Annotated in this window: 12 protein-coding genes; 7 read left to right on the top strand and 5 right to left on the bottom strand. The window is 39.0% G+C overall.

Annotated features, from left to right (window positions below):
* Positions 1-192 precede the first annotated feature (192 nt).
* The 3 genes from OQX63_RS01695 to OQX63_RS01685 all read left to right on the top strand — a co-directional run bounded on the left by OQX63_RS01695 (position 193) and on the right by OQX63_RS01685 (position 5,535).
* Positions 193-2,235, top strand: coding sequence for an alpha-galactosidase (locus OQX63_RS01695; RefSeq protein WP_265849162.1), 2,043 nt, complete (start codon positions 193-195; stop codon positions 2,233-2,235).
* 53 nt (positions 2,236-2,288) lie between these two features.
* Positions 2,289-4,499 carry an alpha-galactosidase gene (locus OQX63_RS01690; RefSeq protein WP_265849161.1) on the top strand — a complete coding sequence of 737 codons (2,211 nt, stop codon included), beginning with the start codon at positions 2,289-2,291 and terminating at the stop codon, positions 4,497-4,499.
* 679 nt (positions 4,500-5,178) lie between these two features.
* Positions 5,179-5,535 (top strand): hypothetical protein, encoded by a 357-nt coding sequence (locus OQX63_RS01685; protein ID WP_265849160.1) that lies wholly within the window; start codon positions 5,179-5,181, stop codon positions 5,533-5,535.
* A 229-nt stretch (positions 5,536-5,764) separates the two neighbouring features.
* Here OQX63_RS01685 and OQX63_RS01680 read toward each other — a convergent pair whose 3' ends face one another.
* The 3 genes from OQX63_RS01680 to OQX63_RS01670 form a co-directional block, all read right to left on the bottom strand.
* Positions 5,765-6,547 carry an HAD-IIA family hydrolase gene (locus OQX63_RS01680; RefSeq protein WP_265849159.1) on the bottom strand — a complete coding sequence of 261 codons (783 nt, stop codon included), beginning with the start codon at positions 6,545-6,547 and terminating at the stop codon, positions 5,765-5,767.
* Between the two features lie 302 nt (positions 6,548-6,849).
* Positions 6,850-7,578, bottom strand: coding sequence for an esterase family protein (locus tag OQX63_RS01675; protein WP_265849158.1), 729 nt, complete (start codon positions 7,576-7,578; stop codon positions 6,850-6,852).
* A gap of 65 nt (positions 7,579-7,643) precedes the next feature.
* Positions 7,644-8,231, bottom strand: coding sequence for a GDSL-type esterase/lipase family protein (locus OQX63_RS01670; protein ID WP_265849157.1), 588 nt, complete (start codon positions 8,229-8,231; stop codon positions 7,644-7,646).
* 1 nt (position 8,232) lies between these two features.
* Between OQX63_RS01670 and OQX63_RS01665 the strand changes: the two genes are divergently transcribed.
* Complete coding sequence (locus OQX63_RS01665) at positions 8,233-8,520, top strand: hypothetical protein (protein WP_265849156.1); 288 nt, start codon at positions 8,233-8,235, stop codon at positions 8,518-8,520.
* 33 nt (positions 8,521-8,553) lie between these two features.
* Here OQX63_RS01665 and OQX63_RS01660 read toward each other — a convergent pair whose 3' ends face one another.
* Positions 8,554-9,639, bottom strand: a complete 1,086-nt coding sequence (locus OQX63_RS01660) for a fatty acid desaturase family protein (RefSeq protein ID WP_265849155.1) — start codon at positions 9,637-9,639, stop codon at positions 8,554-8,556.
* A gap of 255 nt (positions 9,640-9,894) precedes the next feature.
* Positions 9,895-10,065 (bottom strand): hypothetical protein, encoded by a 171-nt coding sequence (locus tag OQX63_RS01655; protein WP_167354656.1) that lies wholly within the window; start codon positions 10,063-10,065, stop codon positions 9,895-9,897.
* Between the two features lie 355 nt (positions 10,066-10,420).
* Here OQX63_RS01655 and OQX63_RS01650 point away from each other — a divergent pair, with 355 nt between their 5' ends.
* The 3 genes from OQX63_RS01650 (at position 10,421) to cysM (ending at position 15,081) form a co-directional block, all read left to right on the top strand.
* Positions 10,421-13,027 carry a c-type cytochrome gene (locus OQX63_RS01650; protein WP_265849154.1) on the top strand — a complete coding sequence of 869 codons (2,607 nt, stop codon included), beginning with the start codon at positions 10,421-10,423 and terminating at the stop codon, positions 13,025-13,027.
* A gap of 357 nt (positions 13,028-13,384) precedes the next feature.
* Complete coding sequence (gene epsC, locus OQX63_RS01645) at positions 13,385-14,197, top strand: serine O-acetyltransferase EpsC (RefSeq protein ID WP_265849153.1); 813 nt, start codon at positions 13,385-13,387, stop codon at positions 14,195-14,197.
* An 11-nt stretch (positions 14,198-14,208) separates the two neighbouring features.
* Positions 14,209-15,081, top strand: a complete 873-nt coding sequence (gene cysM / locus OQX63_RS01640; protein WP_265849152.1) for a cysteine synthase CysM — start codon at positions 14,209-14,211, stop codon at positions 15,079-15,081.
* Positions 15,082-15,178: the final 97 nt, after the last annotated feature.

The following is a 15,178-nucleotide window of genomic DNA, read 5'->3' as shown; positions in this document are numbered from 1 at the left end:
GAGAATTAACTGCCAATAAATCGATTAACCAGATATCCTACATGAATAAGAAAAAGCTATTCAATATAAAAGAATTGAGCATCCTAAATTAAAATTACTCATTACAAAATAGCTTCAACAATGCCACAAAAGGTAAAAGTTAAAATAAATGGAAAATTGAGCACCATCACTTCGGTTAAACTTTAGAAAGACATGATTTGTAGATTTTTATTCAGGTATCTGGTGCTCCCCATTTTCAGTATGTTATTCCTTTTTACCACACGGGCTTCAACAATTATTATACCTTATGGTAAAAGTGGTAAAATTGATTATAATCTTAAAACTGGCACCTTCAATGTGTCAGAAAGTGCGAAACAGCTATTGTTAAAAGGTTTTTCGCAAGCCGAATACCAGAAAAAGCTGTTCAGCTCAAAGGATTATAAAGTAATTACCTATAGTAAAAAAACTATTCATGACGGATTTGGCAGGGGCTTTAAACACGTTTTTCTGCTAAAACAGGCTGGTTTACCAACCATGCAACAAGTGTTTTATACTTATAATGGTAAAAATTATTTTATGATCAGCTTGGTATTAAGTGGAGCTGATTTATCCATTAACCGAATTATTCCTTTAAACGGCAACCTGATCGATCAGGAATACGCCGATGTGCCTACCAGTCTATTTGTACCTTTTGATAATGATACTTTCATTTCTTATAATAGTATCCCTTTAACCGCTAATATCGCCAATTCGAGTGCAGAGGTTACATCATTATATCATAATCGGTCGCGGAAAGGTTTTGTAATCGGTTCTATTGAGCATGGCAACTGGAAAACAGGTGTTATTACCGCAATGGATAATACTAAAAAAATCAGCGTGCAGGCCATCTGCGGTTTTACCGAAGAAAGTATTACCCGCGATAAAATTCCACATGGTTATTTAAAGGGTAATTCGGTGGGTTCGGCAAAAGTATTTTTTGGTGCTTTTGATGATTGGCGTTTGGGCATGGAAACTTATGCCAAATTGAACAGGATTTCGGAACCTCCCATTCTCTTGAAGTGGAAGAACGCTACACCGGTAGGCTGGAATAGCTGGGGGGCAATGCAGGAGAAAATTACACCCGAAAAAGCCAATCAGGTAGTCGGTTTTTTTGCAGATAGTTTAAAAAGTTTCAGGAGTGGTGGCACAGCTTACATCGACCTCGATTCGTATTGGGATAAACTGTTAAAAGGTGGTTTAATGGGCGATTACTCCAAATTGAAAGCCTTTGCCGATTACGTCAAATCTAAAGGCTTAAAACCGGGCATCTACTGGGCACCTTTTGTTGATTGGGGTTTTGCAGGCGGTGGCAACCGCAAAGCCGAAGGAACCGGCTACAGCTTTGGCGAAATGTGGACAAAAGTTGCTAATGGTTACCATGATATAGATGGCGCAAGAGCGTTAGATCCCACACATCCGGGTACGCGGCAGCGTATTGCAGCCGTGATTAAGAAATTTAAAGAATGTGGTTTCGAAATGATTAAGATCGATTTTTTAGGTCATGCGGCCATCGAGTCTGATCATTTTTACGATCCCAAAATCACCACTGGGATGCAGGCCTATAAAGCCGGAATGGAATTTTTATTAAAGCAGCTCGATGATAAAATGATGGTTTATGCGGCCATCTCTCCGAATCTGGCTTCTGGTCGGTATGTACATGTGCGCCGTATTGCATGCGATGCTTTTAAATCCATAAAAGATACCGAGTATACTTTAAATAGTGTAAGTAATGGCTGGTGGCAAACTTACCTATATGATTATATCGATGCAGACCATGTGGTTTTTTCTGATCAGTCAGACGGTGAAAATACCGCAAGGTTTTTATCTGCCATCGTTACGGGGACCTGCATCATTGGCGATGATTTTTCCCTTCAGGGCAAATGGACCGGTACCGCAAAACGGTTATTGAACAATACCGAAGTGTTAAAGGTTTTGGAAGATGGAAAAGCATTTGTTCCGGTTGAAGGCAACAGGGGCAAATCGGCATCACCATTATTCATAAAACAAACTGGCAACATAAAATACCTGGCTATTTTTAATTATAGCGATCAGATAAAAGCTTTTAATATCGACTTTTCGAGAATGGGTTTGAAAACAAACGATATTTATAAAGCCGAAAACCTGATTAACCAAAAAACAGCAGATCTTAAAAATAACCAAATGCTCAGTTTAGCAGGTAAGGATGCTGCGATCTTTAAAATTACGCTCAAACCATAACCAATAATCAACCCTTTATCTATAAAAATTAGCAATTACTATTGAAGACACAAATGAACAAACCAAATCAATTTACAGGTTACATTAGGCATGGCGCGTTGGCTATTGCCTTTTCCATTTTTGCCCTTACCAAGCTTAATGCCCAAACAATAATACCCATCGAAACCGCACACAATGCACTAGTGTTAGAAGCCAATGCTAAAAAAGATGTAAACACCATATTTTTTGGAAAAAAGCTTACTGATAAACAGGAATATACGCAAGTTAGTAGCCAATACAAACAAACAGAAGATTATACCGGACAATTAAATTCCGCATATACGCCATCAGGTTCAAGGAACCTGGTTGAACCGGCCATTAGCGTTACCCATGCCGATGGCAATAATTCGCTAGATCTGAAATATGTTGATCATAAGGTCGTCAAAGTGGATGATAATGTAAGCCTGTTAAAAATCAGGTTAAAAGATCCGGTTTACAATTTCGAAGTAACACTATTTTATAAATCATTTTATAAACAGGATGTAATAGAGCAATGGACCGAAATTAAGCATAACGAAAAAGGAACGGTGATATTAAATAAATATGCTTCGGCAAACCTGCACTTAAAATCGCCACATTTCTGGCTTAACCAATACCATGGCGATTGGGCAAAGGAAATGCAGCCCGAGCAGAGTGAAATTACCCATGGCATTAAAACTCTGGATAGCAAACTAGGCACAAGGGCTAATCTTTTTCAGCCGTCGGTTTTCATGATTTCGATGGATAAACCAGCGGAGGAGAATGCAGGTAATGTTTTATACGGTGCTTTGGAATGGAGTGGTAATTTTAAGATCGATCTGGAACTCGATTATCAGAATAACCTGCGCATTATTGCAGGAATGAATAATTATGCTTCACCTTACGGCTTAAAACCTGGCGAAGTTTTTTCAACACCAGCATTTTTATATACTTTTTCTGACAAAGGTAAGGGCGATGCGAGCAGAAAATTGCAGAGCTGGGCACGCAACTATAAAATATTGGATGGTAAAGGCAGTCGTTTAACGCTTTTGAATAATTGGGAAGCCACTTATTTTGACTTTAACGAACAAAAACTGGCCGAATTGTTAAAAGATACCAAAAAACTGGGTGTCGATTTCTTTTTACTGGATGATGGTTGGTTTGGCAATAAATATCCGCGTAACAGCGATAATGCTGCGCTTGGCGACTGGCAGGAAAACAAAAAGAAACTCCCTAACGGTATTGCCTCATTGGTAAAAGAAGCGGATAATGTTGGTACCCGGTTCGGGATCTGGATTGAGCCAGAAATGGTGAGTCCCAAAAGTGAACTGTATGAAAAACATCCTGATTGGGTGGTGAAACAGCCAAACCGTCCTGAATATTATTTCAGGAACCAGCTGGAACTTGATCTTTCGAACCCAAAGGTACAGGATTTTGTGTTCGGGGTGGTTGATGGGTTATTTACCAAAAATCCAAAACTGGCCTACATTAAATGGGATTGCAACGCGGTAATTTATAATGCTTACTCAGCACACCAGAAAAATCAATCACATTTTTACATCGATTATGTTAAGGGATTATATAATGTATTACAGCGCATCCGTGCCAAATATCCAACTGTACCGATGATGTTATGTTCTGGCGGTGGTGGCAGGGTAGATTATGCCGCGCTCCAGTATTTTACAGAGTTTTGGCCCAGTGACAATACCGACCCACTGGAAAGGATATTTATGCAATGGGAATACTCTTATTTTTACCCAGCCATCAGCACATCCAACCACGTAACAGATTGGGGCAAACAACCGATAAAATTCCGTACTGATGTAGCCATGATGGGGAAACTGGGTTTTGATATTGTGGTCAGCAAACTGCCCGGGAAAGAACTTCAGTTCTGTCAGGATGCAATTAAAAACTATAATGAACTGAAAGGGATTATCTGGCAGGGTGAACAATATCGTTTAGCCGATCCGCGTAATGGTAGTGTAGCTTCAATGTTATACGTAAACGAGCAGAAAACGGAAGGCGTAATTTTTAATTATCTGGTCAATAACCGTTATGGCGAAGGTAGCAAATATCCGGTTAAATTAAATGGATTAGATGCAGCTAAGAAATATCAGATCAAGGAAATCAACTTGTTCCCTGAGACAAAATCTCCGATTGATGGAGTTAAAACCTATACAGGAGATTTTTTGATGAATATTGGGTTTAACCCGGTTTTAACTACTGATAGAACGAGTGTAGTGCTGAAGTTTGAGGAGGTAAAATAATAAAGTCCCTTGCCGTGGTTCGTGTTTTCACGAACCACTTGTGAGAGGGTCATTTTGGTTTTGTGAATTTTATTTTTTCGAACTTCAACGGAGAGCACAAGTCAGGCCTTTACTTTGGCCCATTGGCGCTAAGAAGGGGCAATCAATAATTTTATCCGTGGTTCGTTTGCCCATACAATTGCATTATCTCAACCAAAGCATGGGGAGTGGATATCTTTCGCCTTGGTTCGTGTCGCCACGAACCACTTACGATTTTAAACGATTGTTTTGTTGGCCAATCATCGCGTAAAAACGTGTTATTACCACCAAGTTCACAGAAAAAGTCACTGAGCAAAAGGAGTTGGCGGGCGGTATTGATAAATTCTGGCGCCGTGGTTCGTGTTTTCACGAACCACTTGTAAGAGGGGGCATTTTGGTTTTGTGAATTTTATTTTTTCAAACTTCAACGGAGAGCACAAGTCAGGCCTTTACTTTGGCCCATTGGCGCTAAGACTTGCGCTAGGAAGGGTTTTATTAAACCACAGCGCTCACATAATTTTCTCCATGGTTTATGTTTCCTTACCAATTGCATTATCTCAACCAAAGCAATCTGGAGTAATATCTACCTAAATAGTTTGATCTTCAAGTCGCTACACTTAATATTGATTTAAAACTGCACCGCAACTTTAACAATTTCATAATGATAGCTAATCATCTTGCTAATAACATCGTTTCATATTTGTTTAGAGAGGCGAACCAAATAATAAGACGATTTAAGCACAATGATATGAGACTGATTTCTTGCGTGGCGCTACTGTTGGTGATACCAGCAATAGGCCTTTTAACCAGGGCGGATAAATTTACTGATAAAAAAAATCCTGATATGCCAGTACATGAGCGGGTTACAAATGATTCCACTACATTTACCTGGTTTAATCAGGCTGGTGGGTTTATTCATTATGAGCATGCACCTACTATATCTACAACTGATTATCGCTTAAGTTATTTTAAGCCTTTAAATCCTGATTCCAGCCCATTTTTCACCATTAATAAATAAACATCAGGTTTGAAAATTTCTGTGGTATCAGATATTTCTATCTGATACGTTGCTTGTTGTTCTAATGGCAATAAATTAATATAACTTGAGGAGCTATCTCAATAATTGTTTATTACAGCAAAGTTTCATTAAGAGTGAACCAAAATCAATAAATCTACCCAATCTGTTCATGATATAGCTACCCTAGCTTAAGACTGCAGACTAACGACTTTAGACTAAAAACTCCAAACTATTTATTCTCCCACCAGGTTAGCGGAAACTTTATTTCATCAACAGAGCTTGCGATCATATCAGGTTTAAAGGCATAATGCCCTAAAGTATCCTTGCTTGATATGCCCGAGAGCACCAAAATGGTTTTATAACCCATCTGTACACCTCCTTGTATATCAGTTTCCATCGTATCGCCAATAACCGTGGTTTCACTGGTTTCCAATCCTAAGAATTTACGTGCTGAACGCATCATCACCGGACTTGGTTTGCCCGTAACAAAGGCTTTTCTGCCAGTTGCTTCTTCAATCATGGCTGTAGTGGCCGCAATCCCCAGGTTATTCCATCCAGGTTTTTTGGGTGATGGATCTCTGTTGGTGGTAATAAATTTAGCGCCCGCCAGAATCATATCAACCGCACGTTGAACCATTTCGAGTGTAAAGTTTCTGCCTTCGCCCAATACCACAAATTCTGGATCGGTATTGACTAAAGTAATACCATGATCGTGTAAACTGCTTAACAAGCCTCCTTCTCCCAATACATAGGCAGTACCATTCGGACTTTGATCTGAAAGGAATTTTCCCGTAGCCATCGCACTGGTGTATACGTGGCTTTCTTCAACCTTTATTCCCAATCCCTTTAATTTACGTACCACTTCCAATGGCGTTCTCTGGCTGTTGTTCGTCATAAAGGCGAAAGGAATGTCTTCGTCGATCAATTTTTTAATGAACTTATCGGCTCCGGTGATGAGTGCCTCTCCACTATAAATCACCCCATCCATATCAATTAATAATCCTTGCTTCATGTTTTTAAAATTTTATTCTGGTTATCTGCAAACTTAATATTTTCTTATTCAATCAGTATAAAGGTAAAGTTTTTGAAGAGTCAGTTTTAATCTAAATCGGGCTTGCTATGCAATGTCAATTACTGATCAGAATCTCGTAATGCGGGTTCATTAAGATTAACTTCGCTGAATACTTCGTGGTTTCCGCATGTGCGGGAATGATGATCATACCAATGGATTTTGATAATAACAGGCGTTTTAGAAGGGCTTTTATCAATATCTAAACTTAGCAGTTAAATAAAACGGGTTACTTAATAAAATAATTAAATGTACATAGGCGCCATTTTTCGCCAATAATGGGGCCTGTGTGCGTTACTTTCCCAGGTATAAAATTGGTTGGGAATACCTTTTTCCCATAGTAAATTGCTCAGGTGTTGGTTTTCGCTTAAAAAAGGATCCGTTTCGCCAACCGCAAGGATAATTTCCATATTTCTAACTGCCGATAATAATTGATCATCGTTTAAGTTTGCTATATACTGAGCGGGCATATTAAAATAAACTCTGTCGTTATGAAATCCATCCATCAGGTCTCTAAAATCGCCAATGTTATAGGTTAGGTCATATCGGCCACTAATGCCAACAGCTTTTTTAAATAACCAGGGGTATTTCAGGGCCAGGTTTATGGCATGATAAGCACCCATGCTGCAGCCGGCAGTTTCAATATAATCGCCATTGTTTTTCTGATAAATAAGGGATAATACTTCTTCAAGGAGGTATCTTTCATATTGTAAATGCCTTTCTATGCGTACCGATGGAAATACTTCACCATTATAAAAACTCTCTCCATCTATGCTGTCCACACAGAAAATCTGAAGTTCGCCGTTTTCAATCTGCGCACTTAATGAAGCTATAATTCCCCAGTTTTCGTAATCGTAAAATCTGGCCATCCGGGTAGGGAAGAAGATAACTGCTCTGCCTGCATGGCCGAAAACAAGAAGCTCCATGTCTCGCTGAAGATTCTGGCTGAACCATTTATGATATTCCCTGTTCATAGCGTTAATTCTTTTCCGGAAAATTAAGGCATCAATGTTATCAGCGTATTAATTAAGCGTAATAATTAACCTAATTTCTCTTTAACTGTACTGGCCCATAATCGATAACCTTCTTCACTCAGGTGAAGCCCGTCATGATCGTAAAGTGCAGGATTTGGCTGGCCATCTTTATTGAGCATTTTCTTAAAAACATCAATAAATTTCCAATGGCTGTTGAGTTTAATAATTTCGCTTTCAATAAGGTTATTGGTATATCTGAACTGATCGGCCATTTGCCAGCGGGTAATACTGGGTTTTAAAGAAATAAAATAACAGGGCAACATGCCAAACCGTTGGTTCACTTTAACCATCAACTGTTGGAAAAAGATAAAAATTTCTTCAGGGTTCCTGCCATCGCCAAGATCATTATCACCTGCATATATAACAAGTGCCTTCGGATTATAATCTGTCATAATCCGCTCAAAAAACCAAACGCATGCAGCTAAGGTAGAGCCACCAAAGCCGAGATTAGTTACTTTCAGGTAATCAAAATCATCTTCAAGACTATTCCACAACCGTATAGATGAGCTGCCATAAAAAATAACCCCCGCGTGCTCCCGGTCTAATCGATGCGCTCTTTCCAATTGTTTCACTTCGTCTTCGTACCAATACATATTGCTAAAGATAGAAAGATCTGCCTTTTATAAGAATGTAGGATATGTTAAGTTTGTGTTATTAGCTATTTCTTTTATTGTCAATGGTTCATTTGTCATTAGTGATACAGCATTTAAAAAAACAAATATTAAGCGCAAAGTTCTTAATGATCAAGAAAATAATAGCTTAAAGATTTTTACCATTAAGGGCGTAATAATGTTAAAGTTAAATTTGCATGAGCTTAATGCCCTAAACTTCTTCAATGGTCAAATAAAAAGGTTTAAAGGTTTTTTACCATTAAAGGAATAAGAACTTAAGCTGTCTCCCTTAAATTAATAGTCACTAAATTGTTTCGGCTTGCCCCATTTTTTTTAAGATGCGGTAGTGGGAGCGAAGTGCCGATAAAAAAGTCGCATTTTCATGATAGGGTAGCCCGAATTCATGTGCCGTTTGTCTTACAATGCCCGATATTCTTCCATAATGTACATGGCATATTTTAGGGAAAAGGTGGTGTTCTATCTGTCGGTTTAACCCGCCAAGAAAAAATGCTGAGATTGGCGATTGGGTTGCAAAATTAGCTGTAGTACGCATTTGATGTTCTGCCCAGGCCTCTTCCATATTGCCTGCTGCATTGGTTATTGGAAAAGTTGTTCCTTCCACCACATGAGCCAGTTGAAAAACAAGTCCCATGGTTAAGCCCTGAGCCATGTGTAACACCACGAAGCCAATTGCAATCTGCCACCAGGCAAGCGGCATAATCAGTATCGGTAAACCAATAAAAATAAAATAGTAAAGAAATTTATAGAAAAAGAGGTTAAAGTATTCGATTTTCGGATGTTTGTTCTGGCAGGCACCCACACTTTTTTGAAAGAACTTTTTATAATCTTTACGAAACACCCAGGAAAGCGAGGCCAAACTATATAAAGGAAAGGCATACCATTGCTGAAAACGCTGATAGGGTCTTAATTCATCTTCTGTACAAATTCTTATTAAGCCCGGTGCCACTTCAATATCTTCATCATGACCTGGGATATTGGTATAAGTATGATGGACCACATTGTGCGTAATGTTCCATACATACGGATTAGCCCCAACCATATTAAAAAGAAAACTAAAAAATGAGTTAATGCGTTTAGAACTTGAAAACGAACCATGAATGGCATCATGACAGATATTGAAACCGATAAAAGCACATACCGCACCAAGCACAATAGTTAAACCGAATAAAATGGCGATAGGAAAAGAAGAAAGTAATAGGATTAAATAAAGAGCCAAAAATAAGATGAGGAAAAGGCTGGCTTTAAACCACATCAAAAAATTGGCATTTATACTTCTATTGTTTTCTTTAAAGTCGTTATTTACTCTACGGCGAACCTCCGTATAAAATGTATTCCCTGCTAAACAGAGAAATTTTGCTTTTGATTTCATGATCTTGCACCCTTATCTACCCCATGTACGAGGTCGATGCTCCAAGTTCATTAAGCTTAATGTATAACCTGGCCAATTGGCCACGCTTAGTTAAAAACGTAAAATATTGTATTTAGTTTTAGACGAAGGTAATAAATTAACTGTAGATACACCCGATGAGGTCAAATTAAAAAAAATCGAGGTTTAAATTAAAAAAGGCATGCAGATTTAGCCTCACAATAATTGTTTGGAGATAAAAATCAATAAAAATACAGACTACTCACTGTAATTCCTCTTATCAGCAGCGTAAATATGGTACCAGATGTACAGAATCCATATTAAAACCACTGTACTGTAAACCAATTCGGGTTCAAACGAATCCCTTGTGGTTAACAATGCAATGGAGGAGATCAGGGCAGTCAGGAAGAAATAAAAGATATTTTTCATAACGTACTGATTTTATGAATGTTGAATTGAGTAAATATAATAAAATTTATGTTTTAATTCAAGTTTGTTTAGAAATAATTTACCTGATTATGATGAAGGATAACTTATTTCCTTTAAGATTTGCTTTTGTTTGCTTGAATAGCGGTTTTTTACCGATTTTATGTCGCGGTTTAAGTGCTTTTGTGAAATTTTCTTAGTTAAAACAGCTGATTCAATTTTCTATATCATAAACTGCATGGATTTTAACCAGATTGATAAATAAAGCCTGTGAAACAACACAAAATTGTGGCAATAAGGAATTTATATTTTATGTAAATTTACCTCGCACAAACTAACCAAGAACAATAACACACAAATGATTAAATTTTCCTTAAGCTTAATTTCTTTTACATTAGTTTTTTTTGGATTAAAAAACTTTTTTAGCGAACCACAAATCCAGCACGTATCGCCCCCCGAATTAACAATTACAAATTTCGCCGGACCCGATGTTACACCAAGCCCGGCCTGTTTAGCCGTAGCACCAACAGGCGAAGTATATGTGGGTGTTGATATGATCGGATCTTTAGGTAAAGATCCTGGTAAAGGCCATATTCTTAAATTGATTGATAAGGATAATGACGGCAAAATGGACAAACATGTAGACTTTGCCGAAGTAGATAATCCCCGCGGAATTATTGTACAAGGCAGCCAGGTATATGTATTGCACACTACTTTCTCAAAAGAAACAAAACAGGCTACAGGCATGAATTTGGTTGTTTTTGAAGATAAAGATGGCGATGGAAAGGCTGATGGGCCAGAAAAACCGCTTATTGAACATATCAGTAACGCCAAATATATTCGTGAGCGCGGTACCGATCATGCCACAAATGGCATCAGGATGGGCATTGATGGATGGATTTACATCTCTGTTGGAGACTTTGGATTCCATGATGCGGTAGACCGTTCAGGTAAAAAGTTGACCATGTTAGGTGGTGGTATTATGCGCGTTCGTCCGGACGGAACAGAAATGGAAGTATATACACACGGCACACGTAATGTTTATGATGTAGCTATTGATCCTTACATGAATGTTTTTACCAGAGAAAATACCAATGATGGCGGAGGATGGAATGTACGTTTCTCGCACCACATACAATCTGGCGAATATGGTTACCCGGTTTTATTTCAGAACTTTACCGACGAAATTATTCCGGCACTTGCCGATTTAGGTGGAGGATCGGGTACCGGGGCATTATTTATGGATGAACCCAACTGGCCTGAACAATACAATCATGTTCCGATGATGGCTGATTGGGGCAGAAGTATGCTTTATATTCATAGAGTTACTGCCGATGGACCAACCTTTACGCAGAGAGACGAAGAATTTATTAAACTACCGCAAATTACCGATCTTGACGTAGATGGCTCTGGAAGGTTATACCTTTCGGCCTGGGATGGCGCAGGTTATTCTGGCAGTCCGAATAAAGGCTACGTTGTTCGCGTAGTGCCCAATAACTGGACATACAAAGCTTTTCCAGACGTTAAAAAAGCTTCCATTAAAAAACTCACCGATCTACTTAAATCGAATAGTGCTGTAGGCCGGTTGGCAGCTTCACAAGAATTGATTTCGCGTAATACTAAACAAGCTATTTCAACAGCTTTAAAAGTTGCCTCCGATCAGGGCTTGGCGCTTGATGTGCGTTTAGCGGGTATGTATACCTATGCACAGCTGACCAAAGAAAACGGCATTGCAACTTTGGTTGAATTTACGAAAGATAAAGCAATGAAGGAATTTGCCTTAAAAGCACTTGCTGATCGTAAAACTTATATAGAGAAAGTACCGGTTGAGCCATTTTTAGAAGGCTTAACAGACGCTGATCTTCGCGTTCAGGCGGCTTCAATCATTGGCTTAAACCGTTTAGGTAGGGCTGAAGTGGCTGATGTGCTTTTACAAACGAAAGTACCCACCTCATTTACAGCACCTGCAAAAGGTACCGAAGGTCCTCATGCAACCCCAAACTCAGCCATTATTTTACCACATCTGGCGGTTAGGGCTTTGGTTGATCTTCAGGCGGTAGATGCTTTGCTTGCTGCAGTTAAAACTGAAAATTCTACCCTTGCACTTTGGGCTTTACGTTATATACACACCGAAAAAGTGGTTAATGGGTTAATTGAAAACTATAAACAAGCAACAGATGAAAAGTTAAAACAGCAGATTCTGGTTACTTTAGGCCGTTTGTATAAAAAAGAAATTGCCTATGATGCTACCTGGTGGTGGGGTACACGTCCCGATTCACACGGTCCGTACTTTAAAGCGGTTTCATGGGAAGGTTCTCCAATTATCGAGAAATTTTTAAAAGAGGAGGCTGCAAAAGCAGGAGCGAAGGGCAGGCAATTTTATGTTGATTTAAATGAACGCCAAAGGATGGATATCCCTGAATTTACGATAGAAGAAAAAGTAGCCGCAGTGGAAGAACCAAAAATTGATCTGGATAAAATCAAAAACAAAAAAGGTCAGGTGGGTAAATCATCTATTGAGGATGTATTGTTGGCGATCAATAAATTACAGGGCGATCCGCTAAAAGGAAAAAATATTTTCAATAGCCAGGGGTGTGTGGCCTGCCATAGCTTAAGCAAAAGCGAAAAAATGAAAGGTCCTTTCATGGGGCAGATCGGTTCTATCATGAACCGCGAGCAGATTGCAGAATCGATATTAAAACCCAATGCATCAATCTCTCAGGGATTTGCTTCGGTAATGATTACGGCTAAAGGCGACCGTACCTATATGGGTTTTATTACAGAAGAAACTGCTGCTAAAGTAGTTATACGTAATATTGCTGGGGAAGTTTTCACGATTAAAGCAGGTGATATCCTGTCGAGAAAAGAAATGGAAACTTCGATGATGCCAGAAGGTTTGGCCAATTCACTATCATATGAAGAACTGGCTTCTTTAGTTTCTTTCTTAGCTCAACAGAAGCAATAACAATCCCAAATTACTGTCATTTAGGCCATAGCGGAGTTTTCTAGTTTAATGGAAAACTCCGCTATTTTTCTTTAAAATAACATGTATTTAAAGGGGTCGTCACCCTGAACTTGTTTCAGGGTCTTTTATTAAATTTCTCCGGTAATATCTTTCTATCCAGCCAAAAGACTGATCAGCCAAACTTCAATCTTCCGATTAAAGACTACAGACTACAGACTTCGGACTCAAGACTAATCTGTTATTTCCTTGCCATTTTTATCCAAAAAAATTGGGCAATAGTTCCGGTTTAAAAAAACAAAACTTACATTTAGCGATTAAATCTATATATTTAGTCGATGAGCAGATCGGCCAGCAGTTATGGAAGACCATTTTTTTGAACAAATTCTCAAGTACCCTCTTGAACAACAAAATATTCCACCCAATAAAGTAATATCCCTTTGGGCAGAAAAGCTTATTCAGGTACTTTTTCCAGAAAATTCTACCAAGATATTTTCGACCGTTACAGAAATAAAGGAATATGTTGCCAATTTGGAACTTGAGCTTTATGATATTATATCGGTGAGTTGCAAGCTTAAAAATAGCGAATGCAAAAATGCAGCAGGTCAGTTTTTCGAAAACTTACCGGAACTCTATCGGATCTTAAACACCGATATTGTGGCTATTTACGAGGGCGATCCGGCGGCACAGAGTAGGTTTGAGGTCATTCGTAGCTATCCGGGTTTTTATGCCATCTGTTTCTACAGAATTGCCCACATGCTTTACAATTTTGGGATCCCGCTTGTTCCGAGAATACTCACCGAATATGCGCATTCTAAAACAGGGATCGATATCCATCCGGCAGCCAGTATTGGCGAACATTTCTATATTGACCACGGAACAGGAATTGTCATCGGAGAAACCAGTACCATTGGCCGATACGTTAAATTATATCAAGGGGTAACACTTGGTGCCTTGAGTGTTAAAAAAACATTGGCAGGCAGTAAGCGCCATCCAACTGTAGAAGATAGGGTAGTGATCTATTCTGGGGCAACCATACTGGGTGGTGAAACCATCATCGGTCATGATAGTATCATAGGAGGGAACGTATGGCTTACCGAAAGTATCCCGGCATTTTCTACCGCTTATCATTCGCCAATTATTACCATTAGAAATCACAAAGAAACCCATTAACATATTAAAATATGGCAGGAATAATCGATCTGATCGGAAACACGCCAATGGCCGAACTTCAAAAATTGAATGTTAATCCAGGTGTGCGCGTATTTGCTAAATTGGAAGGAAATAATCCAGGTGGGAGTGTTAAAGACCGCGCGTCGCTCAATATGATCAGAAGTGCAATTGAACGTGGTGAGGTAACACCTGAAACTAAATTGGTAGAAGCCACAAGTGGCAATACCGGAATTGCATTGGCCATGATTGCAAGTTTATATCATTTAGATATTGAATTGGTGATGCCGGCCAATTCTACGCGCGAACGAAAGGTAACCATGGAAGCCTTTGGCGCAAAAGTAACCTTATTGGAAAGTATAGAAGCCTGCAGGGATTATGCAGAAGAAAAAGGGATTTCAAAAGGATATTACCTGTTGAATCAATTTGCCAATCAAGATAATTATATGGCGCATTATAAAACTACGGGACCAGAAATATGGAGAGATACTGAAGGGCAGATTACACATTTTGTGAGTTCTATGGGAACAACTGGAACGATTATGGGTTGTTCGAGATTTTTTAAGGAAAAAAATGCTGCTATTCAGATTGTAGGCTGTCAACCTACGGAGGGTTCTTCCATTCCAGGGATCAGGCGCTGGCCTGAAGAATATTTGCCCAAAATATTTGATCCACAAAGGGTAGATCGGGTGATGGACATTGCACAGGACGAAGCAACCTTAATGGCGAGGAGAATGGCTAAAGAAGAAGGTTTATTTGCGGGTATGAGTTCTGGTGGTGCCTGCGCAGCCGCTTTAAAGCTTGCCGGTGAACTGGAGCAGGGAACAATTGTGTTTATTGCCTGCGATCGGGGAGATCGTTACCTGAGTAGCGATCTTTTTGGCTGAGCATAGATCATTAATCTTATTTGGCTTTTTAATAACACATTTAAACCCTTTGAGTAATATTTTCTATCTCAAAGGGTTTTTTTATTTGATCATCTTC

Source organism: Pedobacter sp. PF22-3 (genome assembly GCF_026239555.1).
GTDB lineage: Bacteria > Bacteroidota > Bacteroidia > Sphingobacteriales > Sphingobacteriaceae > Pedobacter.
Note: the sequence above shows the minus strand (reverse complement) of the source record. Positions and strands in the feature narration are given on the sequence as shown.

Excerpts from the sequence above, each read along its gene's own strand:
- OQX63_RS01680 (WP_265849159.1), bottom strand. The coding sequence starts at position 6,547 with ATGAAGCAAGGATTATTAATTGATATGGATGGGGTGATTTATAGTGGA.
- OQX63_RS01655 (WP_167354656.1), bottom strand. The coding sequence starts at position 10,065 with ATGAAAAATATCTTTTATTTCTTCCTGACTGCCCTGATCTCCTCCATT.
- cysM (WP_265849152.1), top strand. The coding sequence starts at position 14,209 with ATGGCAGGAATAATCGATCTGATCGGAAACACGCCAATGGCCGAACTT.
- epsC (WP_265849153.1), top strand. The coding sequence starts at position 13,385 with ATGGAAGACCATTTTTTTGAACAAATTCTCAAGTACCCTCTTGAACAA.
- OQX63_RS01690 (WP_265849161.1), top strand. The coding sequence starts at position 2,289 with ATGAACAAACCAAATCAATTTACAGGTTACATTAGGCATGGCGCGTTG.
- OQX63_RS01650 (WP_265849154.1), top strand. The coding sequence starts at position 10,421 with ATGATTAAATTTTCCTTAAGCTTAATTTCTTTTACATTAGTTTTTTTT.
- OQX63_RS01685 (WP_265849160.1), top strand. The coding sequence starts at position 5,179 with ATGATAGCTAATCATCTTGCTAATAACATCGTTTCATATTTGTTTAGA.
- OQX63_RS01675 (WP_265849158.1), bottom strand. The coding sequence starts at position 7,578 with ATGAACAGGGAATATCATAAATGGTTCAGCCAGAATCTTCAGCGAGAC.
- OQX63_RS01670 (WP_265849157.1), bottom strand. The coding sequence starts at position 8,231 with ATGTATTGGTACGAAGACGAAGTGAAACAATTGGAAAGAGCGCATCGA.
- OQX63_RS01660 (WP_265849155.1), bottom strand. The coding sequence starts at position 9,639 with ATGAAATCAAAAGCAAAATTTCTCTGTTTAGCAGGGAATACATTTTAT.
- OQX63_RS01695 (WP_265849162.1), top strand. The coding sequence starts at position 193 with ATGATTTGTAGATTTTTATTCAGGTATCTGGTGCTCCCCATTTTCAGT.